Origin of the sequence: Pseudomonas sp. URIL14HWK12:I5, from assembly GCF_900176445.1 — a bacterium.
Classification (GTDB): Bacteria; Pseudomonadota; Gammaproteobacteria; order Pseudomonadales; family Pseudomonadaceae; genus Aquipseudomonas; species Aquipseudomonas monteilii.
Window position 1 is genome coordinate 378,668 of record NZ_FWXQ01000006.1, and the last position, 16,519, is coordinate 395,186.

A 16,519-nucleotide genomic window follows, 5' to 3' on the forward strand; every position below is an offset into this window, starting at 1 on the left:
TCAGTCAGTGTGATTGGGCGAATTCGGATACAGCGGGTCGTCCACGGCCGACAATGGGCGGGCCGGGCGCTGGTTGGCGGCCACGGGGTGCTCATGGTCGTCGTGCGGCTGCGGCCCCTTGCCCACCATGCGCAGCATGTAAACGACGCCGGTGCCGAACACAGCCATGTACATCACCACCAGCACCACCAGGCCCACCGACAAGGTCAGTGCCGAATGATCGGAAACGGCGTCCTTGGTACGCATCAGGCCGTACACCACCCACGGCTGTCGGCCGATCTCGGTGACGTACCAGCCGGCCAACAGGGCCACCAGCCCGGAAGGCCCCATCCACAGGGCAAACCGTGCCAGCCCCCGCGACGCGTACAACTTGCCGCGCCAGCGCTGCCAGGTGCCAAACAGACCGAGCACGACCATCAGCAACCCCAGGCCGACCATGACCCGGAAGCACCAGAACAGGATGGTCGCGTTGGGCCGGTCTTCTCTCGGGAAGTCTTTCAACGCCGGGATCTGTCCGTGCAGGCTGTGGGTCAGGATCAGGCTGGCCAGGTTCGGGATCTCGATTTTGTAGCGGGTGGTTTCTGCTTCCATATCGGGTATACCGAACAGGATCAGTGGCACGCCCTGCCCCGGCGTGTTGCTCCAGTGGCCCTCTACGGCGGCAATCTTCGCCGGCTGGTACTTGAGCGTGTTCAAACCATGCATGTCACCAATCAGCACCTGCAGCGGCGCGGTGAACAGCAGCATCCACAACGCCATCGAAAACATCTTCTGCACTGCCGGGGTGCGGTTGCCACGCAGCAGGTGCCACGCCGCCGAGGCGCCGACGAACAATGCAGTCGACAGCATGGCGGCGGTCACCATGTGCGCCAGGCGGTACGGGAACGACGGGTTGAAAATGATCGCGAACCAGTCCACGGGCACTACTACGCCATTGATCACTTCGTGGCCTTGTGGCGTCTGCATCCAGCTGTTGGATGCCAGAATCCAGGTGGCGGAAATCATCGTCCCCACGGCCACCATCAGCGTGGCGAAGAAGTGCAGACCACGGCCGACCTTGTGCCAGCCGAACAGCATCACCCCGAGAAAGCCTGCTTCAAGGAAGAAAGCCGTCAGCACCTCATAGGTCAGCAACGGGCCGGTGATGCTGCCGGCGAACTGCGAGTAGAAGCTCCAGTTGGTGCCGAACTGGTAGGCCATGACCAGCCCCGAGACCACGCCCATGGCGAAGTTGACGGCGAAGATCTTCGACCAGAAGTGGTAAAGGTCGAGGTAGGCGTTTTCCTTTTTCCACAACCACAGGCCTTCCAGCACGGCCAGAAACGCCGCCAGGCCAATGGTGATGGCCGGAAAAATGATGTGAAAGGTGATGGTGAAACCAAACTGTATACGGGCCAGCTCCAGGGCTGTAAGGCTGAACATGGCTATGCCTCGCTCCGTTGTGAAAGACGTTGCAGCAGCGTGCGTGGCCGGGCCTGCCGATGGGTGGCCGCAGCCTCCTGCCAGCGCTGGGCCGGTACGCTGGGCGAAACCAGGGCACTGGTGAAGCCGCACTGCAGTAACATGGCGAACTGGTCAGGCAGCAATGGCCCGGCGGCGCGCAGGTCGCCGGTGAACCCATGGCGCTCGCGCAGCAGCCTGGCCAAGGTGAAGCCACGACCATCGCGTGACTTGGCGAACTCGATCACGATCAACGTCAGGTGGCCAAGCAGCGCCAGCACCTGTGCCGGGTCCTGGTCGGCGCTCAGCCACAGGCCCTCTGCCGGCTGACCGAAACGCATGTGGTAGTCGTCCCACTGCTGCGGCTGCAGCACGGTGTGCGGGGCATAGGTTGGCAGCACTTCGCTGCCCAGGTAGCGCCAGCTGTCGGGCTGCGCCTGGCCTTCACGATCAACGAGCATCACGCAGCACCTCCTTGAATGGCTCGATACCGACGCGGCGGTAGGTGTCGAGGAAGCGTTCGCCGTCCTCGCGCAATTGCAGATAAATGCCAACGATGGCCTCGACGATGTCGGGCACCTCCTCAAAGGGCACCGAACGGCCGAGGATGGTCCCCACCGCAGCGTCCTCTTCGGCACTGCCGCCCAGCGTGATCTGGTAATTTTCGTGGCCAGCCTTGTCCAGACCGAGGATGCCGATATGCGCCACATGGTGGTGGGCACAGGCATTGATGCAGCCGGACACATTGAGCTTGAGCTCGCCGATTTCCTGTTGTCGGGCTGCGTCGAAACGCTGGGCGATGCGCTGGGCGACCGGCACCGAGCGGGCGGTGGCCAGGCTGCAGTAGTCCATCCCCGGGCAGGCGATGGCGTCAGACAACAAGCCGATGTTGCTGGTCGCCAGCCCCGCCTGGCGCAGGGCCTGCCAGACGCTGTACAAGTCACCCTGACGAATGTGCGGCAACACCAGGTTCTGCTCATGGGAAACGCGGATTTCGTTCAGCGAGTAAGCCTCGGCCAGGTCAGCCAGGGTGAGCATTTCCTCGGCGCTGATGTCTCCGGGGATGCCGCCTGGTGGCTTCAACGAGATGACTGCACTGATATAGCCACGCTGCTTGTGCGGGTGGGTATTGGTGCGTACCCAGCTGGCAAACGCGTTGTCGTCTGCCCGTGCGCGCAGAAAGCTGTCACACAGCCTGGGCAATGCCTCGAAGGCGGGTTGCACGAAGCGGGCATGAATGCCCTGGACGATGGCGGGCTCCAGGTATTGATGGTCAGCTGGAAGGCTGGCGAACTCCTGCTCGATCATCTCGATGAAGCGGCCAGGCTTGAGCTCGCGCACCAGGATCTTGATGCGTGCCTTGTACAGGTTGTCGCGCCGCCCCAGGGCGTTGTACACCCGTAAGATGGCTTCGACGTAGCGCAACAGTTCACGCTCCGGCAACCACTCGCGCACCCGGGTGCCGACGATCGGGGTGCGCCCCAGACCACCACCGGCATACACCTGGAAGCCCACCTCGCCCTGTTCGTTGCGCTGCGCCAGTATGCCGATATCATGAAAGCGCACAGCCGCCCGGTCTTTGGGGCTGCCGGTGATGGCGATCTTGAACTTGCGTGGCAGGTAAGTGAATTCCGGGTGATCAGTAGACCACTGACGGAGGATCTCGGCATGCACCCTCGGGTCGAGCACTTCATCTTCGGCGGCACCGGCAAAGTGGTCGGTGGTCACGTTGCGGATGCAGTTGCCGCTGGTCTGGATGCAATGCAGGTCGGCATCTGCCAGTACCGACAGAATTTCCGGCGTATCGGCCAGGTGCGGCCAGTTGAACTGGATGTTCTGCCGGGTGGTGAGGTGGCCGTAGCCTTTGTCATAGGTGCGTGCCACGTAGGCCAGCTGACGCAGTTGCACCGCGCTCAAGGTTCCATACGGAATGGCCACGCGCAGCATGTAGCCGTGCAATTGCAGATACAGGCCGTTCATCAGCCGGTAGACCTTGAACGCCTCTTCATCCAGCTCGCCACTCAGGCGGCGGGCAACCTGCTGCTCGAACTGGCGGGCGCGGTCCTTGAGGAACTCGCGCTCGAACGGATCGTAGCGGTATACCCCAGCCTGCCCCGCCGCAACCGGCAGCAGCGGCCGTACCCCTTTGCCGACCTGTAGGGCCCCCCCGGGAGCCTGCTTGCCAAGGTCGCTGCGTACCGACGGGCCGCGCGCACGCAACCGCTCACGCAGGCTTTTGGGCTCAGGCTGGCCATCGACCAGCCAGGCTTCACAAGGCGTCGGCGCAACCACCTGGTTGGCCCGCACGGCAGCTTCGGCCGCGAAGGTTGCCGCTTCCAGGGCCTGCGCATCGAAGGTGCCGGCCTGTTGCAGTGTCTCTACCCATTCATGCCCGGCATCAAGCCAGACCACAGCCCCATCGCCCAGGCGGTTGGCGCAGATCAGATGACAGTCATCCATCGAACATCTCCATGACTGGGAGCCCGGAAGCGCTTATCGTTGCAGCCCTGCAGCGGCGTTCCGGTGCATATCAAAATAACCATACGCTTTCCATTTTGTATGGATCTATTAACAACCGTATGTCATGATATTCCTATGCGTATGGACTGACAACCGGGGGATAATACTCATGCCTCTTGCCGAAACGCCAAGAGAACACGCTCAAATAAGCTGGACCAGGCCATTTAAGCCGAAGAGCGGCCCAAGATACATACAGATTGCCGATATGATCTCAGAATCCATACAGTCTGGAATTTTGCAGGACGGCGAACAAATCCCACCACAGCGTGCGCTGGCAGCGCACCTGGGTGTCGACCTGACCACGGTGACCCGTGCCTACGCCGAAGCGCGCGACCGCGGCCTGATTGCCTCCTACAGTGGCCGCGGGTCGTTCATTCTGGGTGCCCGCGAAACACCCACCCAGGCAGGCATTGACCTGACCATGAACATTCCGCCGCAGCCGGCCAATGGCTCGATGGCCCAATGGGTAAGCGCCGGGCTTGAACAGGTACTGCAACGCAACCCCATCGAAGCACTGTCGCCCTACCAGGATGAGCCGGCCTCCCGCTCGCTGCTGCAGGCCGCGCAGGGCTGGTTGAAACCGGCGCTGGGTGATCTGGACAGCCGCAGCCTGGCCCTGTGCCCAGGTTCGCAAGCGGCCGTATTCGCCATCCTCAGCGCCCATGCCCGCACGGGTGACACCGTGCTGTGCGACCCACTGACCTACCCCGGCCTGCTACTGGCTGCCCAACAACTGGGGCTGCGCATTGTCGCGGTGCCCGGTGACGCCGACGGCATGCGCCCCGACCATCTGGAGCAAGCCTGCCAACAAAGCGGTGCGCGCCTGCTGTACCTCAACCCCACGTTCCAGAACCCTACAGCGCACACCATGCCCGTGGCCCGGCGCCAGGCGATTGCCGAAGTGCTGCTCAAGTGCGGCATCACACTGATCGAGGACGACCCCTACCGCTATCTGCTTGACGATGCGCCAACGCCCATCACCTGCCTGACCGGGGGTGCCAACACGTATTATCTGGCATCGCTGTCCAAGTGCCTGTGGCCAAGCCTGCGCACCGCTTTTGTACTGCCCCCGCGCGGAGATGACGGCCATGCCCTGCTCAACGGCTTGCGCGCCTCGAGCATGGGCTGCTCAGCCCTGCTGCTGGCCTTGGTCGAGCAGTGGATCCGCAGTGGTACCGCCAGGGAGCTGGTACAGGAAATCCAGCGCGAAGCCCGCGCCCGCCAGCACTTGGCACGCACACTGCTGAGCCATGAGTTCCAGGCGCACCCTACCGGGCTGCACCTGTGGTTACCGTTGCCGGCGCACTGGCGCCAGGAACGGTTTACCCAAGCCCTGGATGATGTGGGGGTGAGTGTGGCCGGGGCGGACTCGTTCAGCGTTGCGCAGCAAGGGCCGGAGGCCGTGCGTATCTCGCTGGGCGGGGCACCGGACCAGGCCGTACTGGGGCAAGCGTTGCGCAAAGTAGAGGGGCTGCTGAAGGAAGACCGCCGCCGTGGGGGGCGGGCTTTTGTGTGATCAGCCAATCAGATGAGGTTTCTGGCAAGCAGCGCAAGCGGCATCGGGTGTGTGCAAATGTTCTACAAGTTGTTGCCGTAGCGAACTTTTTCTCGATGGCGGGTCTATTTCGCAGGTACAGAAAGGTAGCGGCTCGCGAGACAAGGCTCGCCCTCACCTGCTGGCCAGATGGCTCAATTGTTATCAGAGGTTGGCTTCGCTCATGAAAATACATGTCGCAAGGTTGATGCTGCTCGGCCTGTTCTCGTTCGCGGCAATGGGTTCGGCATCGGCAACACAAATGAAAGCACCAGTGGCCCAGGCCCCCGCCGTTCAGTCACCGTTGCAGCCTGCCGGCAACCCTTGGTCGAAAGTGGCCTCCGGGGCCGTCGAACAGCCGGCCACGCTGTTGGCGCATGATGACGACCGCTGGCATGACCACAGAAGCGACTGGCGCCGTGAGCAGTGGCGGCGTGAGCAAGCCCGGCGGGACTGGGAGCGGCGGCGGGACTGGGAACGCCGCCGTGACTGGGAGCGCCGCCATGAGCGGGCGATGCACCAGCGTCACTATGACGACCACCGGTACTACCGCCGTTAAGGGCGCTGCGGCAGCACTTGCGCTGCCTGCTCAGTGAGTCAGGTGGGGGTGTCCCCCACCGCCTCTGCCTCCATCTTCAACCGGTCAGCCTTGCAAATGTATTTGGGCTTGCGCGGTGCCAGCTTGGCACTGGCCTTTTTGGCATGCGCCTGCAATAGCTGCTTGATCTTCTTACGACGGTTCATAATCCACAGGGCCTGTCAGTACGTTTTAGCGGCCGCCATCATACCCGTGCGGCCTGCGCATTTCGCCACGTTGACGTTATTTTCACAGCCCACAGATTAGCGTCACATCCTTTATGGCCGCAGCAAACCTGCTGGCTACCAAGGTACGACGAGGCATACGTGTCACACACTACATCCCCCGCCGCGCGCAAGCGCGTGGACTGGGCCGGCCTGGGCTGGCTTTTGCTGTTCTTCTGGTACTTTTCCGGCGTAACCCAGGCGTTGCTGCTGTTCAGCGGAACGACCGGGTTTGCCGGTTTTCGTGATGCGTTCTTCCTCAGTAGCCTGTGGCTGGCCCCGGTGCTGCTGGTGCCGCGCTTCACCCGCGCCACTGCAGCGGTCATCGGCCTGGTGCTGTGGGGGGCTTCGCTGGTGGGTTTGAGCTACTTCGGCATCTATCGCCAGGAGTTCTCGCAAAGCGTCATCTTCGTGATGTTCGAGTCCAACACCGCCGAAGCCGGTGAGTACTTCAGCCAGTACTTCAGTGTATGGCTGGGTCTGGCGTTGCTGCTGTACACACTGGTGGCGGTGCTGCTGTGGAAGCGCGTACGCCCGGTCAGCCTGCCGCTACGCAGTCGCCTGCCGGTGGTCGCCTTGTTGCTGGTGGCCAACCTTGTGTACCCGTTCTACAAGCAGATGGTCACCCAGGAGCGCAATTTCGCCGATGCCGCGGAGAAGGTGCAGCAGCGTATGGAACCCGCCGTGCCCTGGCAGTTGCTGGTCGGCTACCGGCAGTACCGCCAGCAACTGGACAACATGCAGGAACTGCTGGCCCAGAACGCCGCATTGCCGCCGCTGCAAAACCTGCGTGACAGCAGCGGAACAGCGCCCCGCACCCTGGTGCTGGTACTGGGCGAGTCCACCACCCGCGAGCACATGCACCTGTACGGCTATAACCGCGACACCACGCCCAACCTCGACGCGCTGGCCGCCAGCGACAAAGGCCTGACGGTGTTCCGCGATGTGGTATCGCCACGCCCGTACACCATCGAAGTGATGCAGCAGATCCTCACCTTCGGCGATGAGCAGAACCCGGACCGCTTCCTCACCGACCCGTCGCTGATCAACCTGATGAAACAGGCAGGCTACAAGACCTTCTGGATCACCAACCAGCAGACCATGACCAAGCGCAACACCATGCTCACCACCTTCTCGCAGCAGACGGACGTGCCGGTGTACCTGAACAACCAGCGCAACCAGAATGCCAGCCAGTACGATGACGTGGTGCTGGCGCCGTTCGAGAAGGCCCTGCAGGACCCTGCACCGAACAAGTTCATCATCGTGCACCTGCTGGGCACGCACATGGACTACCGCTACCGCTACCCGGACGACTACACGCACTTCACCGACAACCAGGGCGTGCCGGGCAAACTGACGCCGGACCAGGTCAAAACCTACAACTTCTACGACAATGCGGTGCGTTACAACGACTATGTGGTCTCGAGCCTGATCAAGCGCTACTCGGCCGGTAACCCCAATGGCTTCCTGGTGTACCTGTCGGACCACGGTGAGGACGTTTACAGCTCCGGCGACCACGACCGCCTCGGGCGCAACGAGGGCGCGCCGACCCGGCCGATGTACACCATTCCGTTCCTGCTGTGGACCTCGCCCAGCTGGCAGGCCGAGCACCCTCGTGACTTGCAGGCGATGGCCAACCGCCCCTACAGCAGCTCGCACCTGATCCATACCCTGTCAGACCTGGCCGGGCTGAGCTATGACCGCTTCGAGCCGGCCAAGAGCCTGGTAAGCCCGCAGTTCGTGGCAACACAGCGCTGGATCGGCGACCCCTACCGCAAGGATGGCTTGCGCGAGTTCGACCACCTGCCGCTGGACAAGCCTGAGCGAGCACAGGAAACAGCCAGCAGCCGGCAGTAAGCCGGCACCTGCGGGCGTTTTCCGGTGCGATGCACGGTGTAGTCCTGCTGGCAGGGCTGATCACCAGCGTGGCCTTCGCACTGCCCTGGCTGCTGCGCGAAGTGCCGCTGCGCCAGGCCACACAGGCATGAAGGCAGGATGCCAGCGCGCCGCCCGCATGGGACTTATACCGGTGCAGAGCAACTGCCGTTCCGGGCACTCCCCCGCACCGCCTCGGCCAGTTTGCGCAGGTTGGCCTGGTGCGCATTCACCAGGCTGGTGATGCTGTTGTCCGCGGCCGTCTGCACCGACGTGCGGCAGGTCAGTTCAGCCTGACCTGCCTGCTTCAGGCGCCAGACGGCCTCCAGTGAGGCATAGCGCCCCGGCACCGTATCGAAGCGCCGCACATCCACCCGCAGTGCCGCCTTGTTGCCAGCCGCCGGCCCGCCCAACTGGTCCTGCAAGGCGCTGCGAAATTCATCCACCAGGTTGGCGCCCCACCATTCCGTTTCCAGAATGGCCAGGCCGCTCTGGCCCCGGCGCACCACCAGTTGCGGGCGGTCCACCTGCGGCGGCACCACCACCCGGGTCACCTGGATATGCTGCCCGCTGTCGCGCACCGGCTCGCTCGCCACCAGCGTGTGGTAGTTGTTCGGCGTACTGCTGCAGCCCCCGAGCCACACCAGCAGGCTGGCCACACAGACATTGCGCAGTCGTTGCATCGGCTGTCTCCTCAGGGTTCAAGCGCTTCGGCACCGGCCGCCTTCGGCCGCCCGCGAATCAGCGACTCGGGGTGCCGGCCCAGGTAATCGGCGAGGTCACGCAGCGAACGCGACATGCGCTCCAGCTCATCCAGTGTTTCGCCCATCCGCTCGCGCTGTGGCGAATCTTCGGAAATGGCCGAGTTGGCCGTGCGTAGGGTCTTGTGCACTTCATCGAGCGCCACCTTCACGTCCGGCAGCGTCTGGCCATTGAACTGTTTGAGGCTGGCGCGCAACGCTCGAAGGCTGCCGTCCAGGTTGCCGGCGATGCTTTCCAGCGGCAGCTTGGCAATGCGCTCGACCACCCGCTGCAGCTGCTCCTGCAACTGTTCCAGGCTACCCGGCAGTGTGGGGATGGTGATGGGATTGGCGGCCATGTCGAAGGCCACCTTGGGGGCATCCGGGTAGAAATCCAGGGAAATGAACATCTGCCCGGTGATCAGGTTACCGCTGCGCGCCTGGGCCCGAAGGCCATGTTCGACGAAGGTGCCGATCAACCGCCTGGCCCCATCCATATCGCCCTCGGCGTGCTTGAACACCGACAGCATCTTGCGGTGCACCGGCCCCAACCGTTGCGGGTAGATCACCGCATTGACCACCACCGGAAAAGTCTGGCGGGCGGCATCGTAGTCAAGCTGGACCGAGGTAACCCGGCCAAACTCCACGCCCTTGAACTCCACCGGCGCGCCCACCGAAAGGCCGCGCATGGCCTGGTCAAAGCGCAATTGCAAATACTGCGCCTGGCCATTGGGTGGTGCCAACGCGGTCTCGCGGTCGGCAAACAGCTGGAAGCGGGCCTGGTCGGCAGCAGCCTCGGCCTGGGGGGAAAAATCAGGCGAGCCGAAAGCCAGCCCACCCACCAGGATCGATGACAGCGATTCGGTATCCACCTTCAGGCCGTTGGCACCAATCTGCATGTCGATGCCGCTGGCGTTCCAGAAGCGGCTATCCGTGGTGACGAAGCTGTCATAGGGTGCCTGCACGAACACGCCAATCTCTACCCCCTTGCCATCATCCTGCAGGGCAAACGACACCACCTCACCCACCGGAATCTTGCGGTAGTAGATCGATGAGCCGACGTCCAGCGAGCCAAGGTCGCTGGCAGTCAGGGTAAAACGCTTGCCCTTTTCGTCGAACGTGATCGGTGGCGGCAGTTCAAGGCCGACAAAGGCCTTTTCCGGCACTTTCGACTCGCCGGAGTCAGCCCCGATGAAACTGCCGGAAAGCAGCGTGTCCACCCCGGACACCCCACCCACGCCGATGCGCGGGCGCACCACCCAGAAGCGCGCACCCTGTGTGGCGAACGAGCGGGCATCGTCCGACAACTGCACCTTGGCCACTACGCTCTTCTTGTCGTCGGCCAGTTCCACCGTGGTCACTTCACCAATCACCACGCTCCGGTACTTCACCTGGGTCTTGTGCGCCACCAGCCCTTCCCCGGTGTGGAAGGAAATGGCAATGACCGGCCCTTGCTGCATCCAGTTGCGCACCACCAGCGAAGCGCCGATCAGGATGGCCAGTATCGGCACGATCCACACCAGCGATACGCTCCAGCGTCGGGTGCGCACGTCAACCTGCCCCGCCCCCTCGCGTTCGTCAGCCTGTTGCCCCATCAGTGCGGCCTCCCCTCGTTGGCATGGCTATCCCAGATCAGGCGTGGATCGAAGCTCATCGCAGAAAACATGGTCAGCACCACCACCATGCCGAAGAACAGGATGCCCACCCGTGGCTCGATGGTGCCCAGCCCGCGCAATTGCACCAGTGCCGCCACCAGCGCCACCACCATGACATCGAGCATCGACCAGTAGCCGATCAGCTCGACGAAGCGGTACAGCTGCGAACGTTGCCGGCAGGCCCAGGTGGAACCACGCTGGGCGGTATACAGCAGCAGGCCGAGGGAAAAGAACTTGATGGCAGGCACACCCACGCTGGCAATGAAGATGATCAGTGCGATGTCCCAGGCCCCCGCCTCCCAGAACTCCAGCACCCCACCGCCAATGGTGCTTTCACTGCCACTGCCGAGCATTTCGGTGTGCATCACAGGCAGCAGGTTCGCCGGGATGTAAAACACCAGCGCGGCCAGCAGAAACGCCCAGCCGCGGCTGATGGCATTGGCCTTGCGCCGATGGATGGCAGCACCACAGCGGTTGCACGTATGCGCGCCACTGCTCAGGTCACACGCCTGGCCGCAGCCATGGCACAGACACAGGCCGAGGTCGTCAGCGCTGGCCGGGGCAGTCATGCCTGCTCCCACAAATCGCGGATGTCCTTGCCGGCGATATGAATGATCAGCATGCTCAGCGCGGCCAGGGCCAGCAAACCGATGCCCGGGATCACATCGAGCAACCCCGCCAGCTTGATCACCGCCACCATCGCCCCCAGCAGGCACACCTCCAGCATGCTCCAGGGCCGCAGGCTCTCCAGCCCGCGCATGCACAGGGCAAAGCCGGGGGCACGCTGACCGGCCAGGGCAAAGCTCAAAACCCAGCACAACACGGCAATCTGCAGCACCGGCGCAACGATGATCGACAGCGCCATGACCAGGGCGATGAAGGTAATACTGCCGTGGCTGAGGATCTGCACCGAGTCCCACAACGTGGCCGAATGGGTAAGCCCCTGCATGCCGATGGTCATCACCGGGTAGGCATTGGCGAACACCAGCAGGATGCCACCGGTCACACTCAGTGCCAGCCGCTGCTGAAGGGTCAAGGACGTATGCCGGTACAGCACGCCGCCACAGCGCTGGCAAAGGGCGCGCTGATGCTTGCGCAGCGTCGCACGGTGATACACCGCGTCGCAGTACTCGCAAATAATCAGATCGTGGGTCTGAGTCATGACGATCCCACCGGTAGCCCGCTTTGATGGTCGTATGCAATGGTGAAGCCTGATATCCGGTGTAGACCATGCAGGCAAAACCGCCATGTCCAACTGAAGACAGACTATCCTGTGAAACGGGCTTTCCGCCCCGTGGAGGTGTGCCATGCGTACGTTCACATGGAGCTGCCTGCTGGTGCTGCTGAGCGCGGCACCGGCTGCCCAGGCGCAGTCGGTAGTGCCGCTTAAAGGCCAGAGCAGCCAGCAGATGCAACTGGATATCAACGATTGCAATACCGTCGCCACAAATGCTGCAAACAGCACCGCAACGTCCGGTGAAGCCCATGTCGGTGGCCGGGTACGCGGCGCGGCTGCCGGTGCCGCCGCCGGTGCAGTGGGCGCGCAGGTGCGCGGCAACCAGCATGAAGCGTTGTATGACCGGGCCAGTGACGATGCCAAGCAGCAATACCGGCAAAACCGCGCTGGCGAGGTGGCTGCCGCCGGTGCCGCAGTCGGTGGCATGCGTCAGCGTCAGGATCGGCGCCAGGACAGGCGCGGTCAGGACGAAGCAAAAACCCAGGCCCATGCCAGTGCCTACAGCGGCTGCTTGCAAGGCCGCGGCTATCAGGTCAATCCTTGACCACCCTGGCACGCCATGCCGTTGAATCAGGCGGCATGGCGTGCCGGCCTTAGAACTTCGCCAGCTCCTCCCGACAGAACTCCACAAACAACTGTGCAGGTTTGGTCAACTGCACCCGCTTCAACCACGCCGCCGCCAGCCCCGACAGCGCCACCGGCTCGGCAATGTCCAGCATGGCCAGGCGCTGGCCGTCGTAGGTGCATTCCGAATGCGGCCGTGTCACCAACAGCGAAAAGCCAAAGCCCTGCCCGACCATGCCACGCACCATCTCGATCGACGGCGAGCTGAAAACGATGTTCGGCGTCAGCCCCAGTTCGTTGAACAGGCTGACGAAGTAGGTGCGGCTGGGCGCCACGTCCAGCAGGATCATCGGTTCCGGGCACAGGTCGCGCAGCGAGACCTGGGCCTGGCCGGCAAAACGGTGGTTTTCCGGCAGCAGCACATAGGGCTTTTGCGGCGGCATCAGCGGCTCGGCTTCGATGGTGCCGTCCAGGTCGTGATCGTAGAGAAACGCCAAGTCGAAGGTGCCGGCCGTCAGGCCCTGGATCAGGTCCTGCTGCTCGCCGTCACGCAGGCGAATGTCCACGCCCGGGTAACGCTGACGAAAACCGGCAATCAGCCGCGGCAGGTACAACGGCGCCACGGTTTCGAAACAGCCGATGTCGATCTGCCCGGCCACGGTATCGTTATCGGCCAAGGCGTTCTGCTCGAACTCATGGGCCATCTGCAGCAGCGACTTGGTCTTGGCGTAGAAGCGCTTGCCACTGGGCGTCAGCGACACACCCTGGGCATGGTGACGGATGAACAGCTGCACACCGAAACTTTCCTCCAGGCTTTTGATGGCCGTGGAGATGGACGGCTGGGCGATGTACAGCTGGCGCGAAGCCTCGGCAACGCTGCCGGCCTCCACGGTGGTGACGAAGTACTTCAGTTGTCGCAGGGTATAGGCAGCCACGGGTACCTCTTTGGTGCCCGATGGGCACGCAGGGATCATGGCTGACACTTTAACCCTGGCCGCTGGCGGATGGGGGCTGGGTGATAAAGGATTTACCTATGGCTTGAGCAGGTTTTTTTGTGGGGGCCACCTGAAGCCCCCACCGGATCACTCGAAGTCTATATTCGCCATCACGCAGTCATCCCCGACGTGTTTGTACCCTGGGGCACATGCCATCTCCATTACAGGGGCCACGCCACGCTTGCGCCTGGAGAGTTTCACTTCAGACTCCACATGCTCCAGCGTCTGTTGCTCATCGTTACCTGGCAATTCCGCCTTCGGTTCATCTTGCATGTACGTTACTCCTGGGTTGGGTGAACTTGCCAGATAGACTCTATCGTCCGCTCACCCGGTACCCCATCTGGAAACCCGGCCACTGGCCAATAATCTCTGAACGTCTTTACTGATACCCAACGGCCTCAGCGATACGGAGTGCGCCAATGAAGATCGTGGTTACCAGCATTCTCGTCGACGACCAGGCCAAGGCCCTGGCCTTCTATCACTATGTACTCGGTTTCGAGCCCAAGCATGACATCCCCATGGGCCGGCACCGCTGGCTGACCCTCACTTCGCCCAACGACCCCAATGGTGTGGAGTTGCTGTTGGAACCCGATGCGCACCCAGCGTCCAAGGTGTACAAAGCGGCGCTCAAACAGGACGGCATCCCCGCCACGTCGTTTGGCGTACGCGATATCCAGGCTGAATACACACGTCTGTGTGCGGCGGGCGTAACGTTCACCCAGCCGCCCACCAACATGGGCCCCGTTACCGTGGCCGTGTTCGATGACACCTGTGGCAACCTGATCCAGATCGCCCAAAAACACTGACACCCCACCCCACGCGCAACAACAAGGAAAACAGATGCGCCACGAATTCAGCGAAGTGCTCAACGACCTGGTCGATTACTTTCTGCTTGGCGATATCCAGCTGCTCGAACGCTTCAAACAGGAGCATGAGCTGCCCGACGACCTTGCCTATGCATTCACCCATGACGACAGTGGCGACCAAGCCGTACGCGAAGGCATCGTGCTGCCGCTGGCCGGGGTCGACAACCTGCCTTATCGCATCCTCTTCACCCTCGATGGCTACACCCCGGCCCTGCGCGAGCCCGGCAGCCGCCTGAAGCACCGGCGCAATGGCTACGTGCTGCGGGTCGAGCACGGTGCGCTGATGCTGTACACCTGGCGCATCCTGCAGCATTTCACGCCCAAGACCTTGGGCGACCTCATGGCTCGCTACCAGGTGCCGGGGCGGCCGATCATCGAGCTGGACAACGGCTGGTATGACGTGGAGGTGCTGGCGGGGGCACTGGTGCGGGACGGTTTGTACGAGCCGGCGTTCGAGTTTGTCTTGAAGAAGCGCTGGAGTCGGGGTCAGGCTGCTGAAGTGGATACCGGGTATGCCTTTGGGCTGCGAGGGTACTTCGACTGACCGGTTGCCTGTACTGACCTCTTCGCGGGTTTACCCGCGAAGAGGTCAGTACAGGCAACCTCATTCGTCAGGTATGACTGATATCCCGATCCTTGGTCTCCGGCATGAAGAGGATCCCCAGTACCGCCGTCATCACGGCGATCACGATCGGGTACCACAGGCCGTAATAGATATCCCCGGTCGCCGCCACCATGGCAAACGCAACCGTCGGCAGGAAGCCGCCGAACCAGCCGTTGCCGATGTGGTAAGGCAGCGACATCGACGTGTAGCGGATACGCGCGGGGAACAGTTCCACCAGCCAGGCGGCAATCGGGCCGTAGACCATGGTCACGTAGATCACCAAAAGGGTCAGTAGCAACAGCACCATCGGGTAGTGGATCTTCGCCGGGTCAGCCTTTTCCGGGTATCCAGCTTCTTTCAGCGCACCACTGAGGGTGGCGGTAAACGCCTCGCTTTGCGCTTTGAAGTCCGCTGCGGCCATGCTGCTGCCGTCAAAACTCGGCAATACCCGCTCACCAATACGGATCTGCGCCACGCTGCCAGGTTCGGCCGCTTCGTTGGTGTAGGGAATGGCGCGCTTGGCCAGCAGGCTCTTGGCGATGTCGCAGGAACTGGTGAATCTGGCCTTGCCCACCGGGTCGAACTGGAACGCGCACTGGCCAGGGTCAGCCACCACCACCACCGGGTTTTGCTCCTGGGCAACGAACACGTCCGGGTTGCCGTACTCGGTCAGCGCCTTGAAGATCGGGAAATAGGTCAGCGCAGCGATAATGCAGCCGGCCATGATGATCTTCTTGCGGCCAATGCGGTCAGACAAGCTACCGAAGAAGATGAAGAACGGCGTGCCGATCAGCAGCGAGCCGGCAATCAGCAGGTTGGCCGTCTGTGGCTCGATCTTGAGCATCTGCAACAGGAAGAACAGCGCATAGAATTGCCCGGTGTACCACACCACGGCCTGGCCAGCAGTGCCGCCCAGCAACGCCATGATCACCACCTTCAGGTTGTCCCAACGGGCGAACGACTCCGTCAGAGGGGCTTTGGAGGCTTTGCCTTCGGCCTTCATCTTCATGAACACCGGTGACTCGTTGAGCTGCATGCGTATGTACACCGAAATCGCCAGCAGCAGGATCGACAGCAGGAACGGCACCCGCCAGCCCCAGGCCTCGAAGGCCTCGGTCCCCATGGCCGTGCGGCACGCCATGATTACCAGCAGCGACAGAAACAGCCCCAGTGTAGCCGTGGTCTGGATCCAGGCGGTGAAAAAGCCGCGCCGCCCCTTCGGTGCATGTTCGGCCACGTAGGTGGCCGCGCCGCCGTACTCGCCCCCCAGTGCCAAGCCCTGCAGCAGGCGCAGAGTGATCAGGATGATCGGCGCGGCCACACCGATCGAGGCGTAGCCAGGTAGCAGGCCGACGATGGCGGTGGACAGGCCCATGATCACGATGGTAATGAGAAAAGTGTACTTACGCCCGATCATGTCGCCCAGGCGGCCGAATACGATGGCACCGAATGGCCGCACGGCGAACCCGGCGGCAAAGGCGAGCAAGGCGAAGATGAACGAGGTGGTTTCATTGACCCCGGCAAAGAAGTGCTTGGCGATGATCGCCGCCAGGGAACCGTACAGGTAGAAGTCGTACCATTCGAACACCGTGCCCAGGGAAGAGGCGAAGATGACCTTGCGCTCCTCCCGGGTGATACCGCGTTGGGGCGCGCTACTGCCCGTGGATGCGCTGTCGAGAACCGCCATG

General features: G+C 62.7%; 17 protein-coding genes. 6 read left to right on the forward strand and 11 right to left on the reverse strand.

From position 1 onward, the window contains the following. From B9A31_RS16540 to B9A31_RS16550, 3 genes are read right to left on the reverse strand one after another with little or no spacing between them, the layout of a single operon-like run. Nucleotides 1-1,422 (reverse strand): cytochrome ubiquinol oxidase subunit I, encoded by a 1,422-nt coding sequence (locus tag B9A31_RS16540; RefSeq protein ID WP_025754534.1) that lies wholly within the window; start codon nucleotides 1,420-1,422, stop codon nucleotides 1-3. Between the two features lie 2 nt (nucleotides 1,423-1,424). Next, nucleotides 1,425-1,901, reverse strand: a complete 477-nt coding sequence (locus B9A31_RS16545; protein WP_019097285.1) for a DUF934 domain-containing protein — start codon at nucleotides 1,899-1,901, stop codon at nucleotides 1,425-1,427. Next, nucleotides 1,891-3,900, reverse strand: a complete 2,010-nt coding sequence (locus tag B9A31_RS16550; RefSeq protein WP_019097286.1) for a DUF2849 domain-containing protein — start codon at nucleotides 3,898-3,900, stop codon at nucleotides 1,891-1,893. The genes B9A31_RS16545 and B9A31_RS16550 overlap by 11 nt, the downstream gene beginning before the upstream one ends. A 265-nt stretch (nucleotides 3,901-4,165) precedes the next feature. Here B9A31_RS16550 and B9A31_RS16555 point away from each other — a divergent pair, with 265 nt between their 5' ends. After that, nucleotides 4,166-5,476 carry an aminotransferase-like domain-containing protein gene (locus B9A31_RS16555; RefSeq protein WP_232062856.1) on the forward strand — a complete coding sequence of 437 codons (1,311 nt, stop codon included), beginning with the start codon at nucleotides 4,166-4,168 and terminating at the stop codon, nucleotides 5,474-5,476. A 226-nt stretch (nucleotides 5,477-5,702) separates the two neighbouring features. After that, nucleotides 5,703-6,053: a hypothetical protein gene (locus B9A31_RS16560; RefSeq protein WP_019097288.1), complete on the forward strand. Its 351-nt coding sequence runs from the start codon at nucleotides 5,703-5,705 to the stop codon at nucleotides 6,051-6,053. Nucleotides 6,054-6,091: 38 nt separating this feature from the next. Here the strand turns inward: B9A31_RS16560 and B9A31_RS16565 are convergent, their stop codons facing one another. Beyond that, complete coding sequence (locus tag B9A31_RS16565; protein WP_016714615.1) at nucleotides 6,092-6,238, reverse strand: DUF2986 domain-containing protein; 147 nt, start codon at nucleotides 6,236-6,238, stop codon at nucleotides 6,092-6,094. 159 nt (nucleotides 6,239-6,397) lie between these two features. Here B9A31_RS16565 and B9A31_RS16570 point away from each other — a divergent pair, with 159 nt between their 5' ends. Further along, nucleotides 6,398-8,152, forward strand: coding sequence for a phosphoethanolamine transferase CptA (locus B9A31_RS16570; RefSeq protein WP_080587355.1), 1,755 nt, complete (start codon nucleotides 6,398-6,400; stop codon nucleotides 8,150-8,152). Between the two features lie 164 nt (nucleotides 8,153-8,316). Here B9A31_RS16570 and B9A31_RS16575 read toward each other — a convergent pair whose 3' ends face one another. Genes B9A31_RS16575 through B9A31_RS16590 form a run of 4 tightly spaced genes read right to left on the reverse strand, consistent with a single transcriptional unit; the run spans nucleotide 8,317 to nucleotide 11,727 of the window. Further along, nucleotides 8,317-8,853 carry a PqiC family protein gene (locus B9A31_RS16575; protein WP_084297156.1) on the reverse strand — a complete coding sequence of 179 codons (537 nt, stop codon included), beginning with the start codon at nucleotides 8,851-8,853 and terminating at the stop codon, nucleotides 8,317-8,319. Nucleotides 8,854-8,864: 11 nt separating this feature from the next. Then, nucleotides 8,865-10,505: a PqiB family protein gene (locus B9A31_RS16580; RefSeq protein WP_019097292.1), complete on the reverse strand. Its 1,641-nt coding sequence runs from the start codon at nucleotides 10,503-10,505 to the stop codon at nucleotides 8,865-8,867. Further along, the gene (locus B9A31_RS16585) at nucleotides 10,505-11,134 is read right to left on the reverse strand and encodes a paraquat-inducible protein A (protein WP_016714620.1); all 630 of its coding nucleotides are present in this window, start codon (nucleotides 11,132-11,134) and stop codon (nucleotides 10,505-10,507) included. Before B9A31_RS16585 ends, B9A31_RS16580 begins: the two co-directional genes overlap by 1 nt. Continuing rightward, nucleotides 11,131-11,727, reverse strand: a complete 597-nt coding sequence (locus B9A31_RS16590; protein ID WP_019097293.1) for a paraquat-inducible protein A — start codon at nucleotides 11,725-11,727, stop codon at nucleotides 11,131-11,133. The genes B9A31_RS16585 and B9A31_RS16590 overlap by 4 nt, the downstream gene beginning before the upstream one ends. A 145-nt stretch (nucleotides 11,728-11,872) precedes the next feature. On the opposite strand from B9A31_RS16590, the gene B9A31_RS16595 reads away from it, so the two are divergent. Next, nucleotides 11,873-12,346 (forward strand): YMGG-like glycine zipper-containing protein, encoded by a 474-nt coding sequence (locus tag B9A31_RS16595; protein ID WP_019097294.1) that lies wholly within the window; start codon nucleotides 11,873-11,875, stop codon nucleotides 12,344-12,346. 49 nt (nucleotides 12,347-12,395) lie between these two features. On the opposite strand, the gene B9A31_RS16600 is transcribed toward B9A31_RS16595, so the two are convergent. Beyond that, a complete protein-coding gene (locus B9A31_RS16600) occupies nucleotides 12,396-13,301 on the reverse strand; it encodes a LysR family transcriptional regulator (protein WP_025754539.1) in 906 nt (301 codons plus the stop codon). Nucleotides 13,302-13,448: 147 nt separating this feature from the next. Further along, nucleotides 13,449-13,634 carry a hypothetical protein gene (locus B9A31_RS16605; protein WP_019097296.1) on the reverse strand — a complete coding sequence of 62 codons (186 nt, stop codon included), beginning with the start codon at nucleotides 13,632-13,634 and terminating at the stop codon, nucleotides 13,449-13,451. 146 nt (nucleotides 13,635-13,780) lie between these two features. Between B9A31_RS16605 and B9A31_RS16610 the strand changes: the two genes are divergently transcribed. Together B9A31_RS16610 and B9A31_RS16615 are read left to right on the forward strand one after the other, a co-directional pair. Continuing rightward, nucleotides 13,781-14,167 carry a VOC family protein gene (locus B9A31_RS16610; protein ID WP_019097297.1) on the forward strand — a complete coding sequence of 129 codons (387 nt, stop codon included), beginning with the start codon at nucleotides 13,781-13,783 and terminating at the stop codon, nucleotides 14,165-14,167. Nucleotides 14,168-14,201: 34 nt separating this feature from the next. Beyond that, entirely contained in the window at nucleotides 14,202-14,771 is a 570-nt protein-coding gene (locus B9A31_RS16615) for a hypothetical protein (RefSeq protein WP_019097298.1), read from the forward strand. Between the two features lie 67 nt (nucleotides 14,772-14,838). On the opposite strand, the gene B9A31_RS16620 is transcribed toward B9A31_RS16615, so the two are convergent. Then, complete coding sequence (locus B9A31_RS16620) at nucleotides 14,839-16,518, reverse strand: MFS transporter (protein WP_025754540.1); 1,680 nt, start codon at nucleotides 16,516-16,518, stop codon at nucleotides 14,839-14,841. Nucleotide 16,519: the final 1 nt, after the last annotated feature.

What these genes read in the sequence shown, in the direction of transcription:
- B9A31_RS16550 (WP_019097286.1), bottom strand. Translation starts at nt 3,900, where the DNA reads ATGGATGACTGTCATCTGATCTGCGCCAACCGCCTGGGCGATGGGGCT.
- B9A31_RS16585 (WP_016714620.1), bottom strand. Translation starts at nt 11,134, where the DNA reads ATGACTGCCCCGGCCAGCGCTGACGACCTCGGCCTGTGTCTGTGCCAT.
- B9A31_RS16615 (WP_019097298.1), top strand. Translation starts at nt 14,202, where the DNA reads ATGCGCCACGAATTCAGCGAAGTGCTCAACGACCTGGTCGATTACTTT.
- B9A31_RS16565 (WP_016714615.1), bottom strand. Translation starts at nt 6,238, where the DNA reads ATGAACCGTCGTAAGAAGATCAAGCAGCTATTGCAGGCGCATGCCAAA.
- B9A31_RS16555 (WP_232062856.1), top strand. Translation starts at nt 4,166, where the DNA reads ATGATCTCAGAATCCATACAGTCTGGAATTTTGCAGGACGGCGAACAA.
- B9A31_RS16560 (WP_019097288.1), top strand. Translation starts at nt 5,703, where the DNA reads ATGCTGCTCGGCCTGTTCTCGTTCGCGGCAATGGGTTCGGCATCGGCA.
- B9A31_RS16540 (WP_025754534.1), bottom strand. Translation starts at nt 1,422, where the DNA reads ATGTTCAGCCTTACAGCCCTGGAGCTGGCCCGTATACAGTTTGGTTTC.
- B9A31_RS16620 (WP_025754540.1), bottom strand. Translation starts at nt 16,518, where the DNA reads ATGGCGGTTCTCGACAGCGCATCCACGGGCAGTAGCGCGCCCCAACGC.
- B9A31_RS16580 (WP_019097292.1), bottom strand. Translation starts at nt 10,505, where the DNA reads ATGGGGCAACAGGCTGACGAACGCGAGGGGGCGGGGCAGGTTGACGTG.
- B9A31_RS16595 (WP_019097294.1), top strand. Translation starts at nt 11,873, where the DNA reads ATGCGTACGTTCACATGGAGCTGCCTGCTGGTGCTGCTGAGCGCGGCA.
- B9A31_RS16605 (WP_019097296.1), bottom strand. Translation starts at nt 13,634, where the DNA reads ATGCAAGATGAACCGAAGGCGGAATTGCCAGGTAACGATGAGCAACAG.
- B9A31_RS16590 (WP_019097293.1), bottom strand. Translation starts at nt 11,727, where the DNA reads ATGACTCAGACCCACGATCTGATTATTTGCGAGTACTGCGACGCGGTG.
- B9A31_RS16575 (WP_084297156.1), bottom strand. Translation starts at nt 8,853, where the DNA reads ATGCAACGACTGCGCAATGTCTGTGTGGCCAGCCTGCTGGTGTGGCTC.
- B9A31_RS16610 (WP_019097297.1), top strand. Translation starts at nt 13,781, where the DNA reads ATGAAGATCGTGGTTACCAGCATTCTCGTCGACGACCAGGCCAAGGCC.
- B9A31_RS16545 (WP_019097285.1), bottom strand. Translation starts at nt 1,901, where the DNA reads ATGCTCGTTGATCGTGAAGGCCAGGCGCAGCCCGACAGCTGGCGCTAC.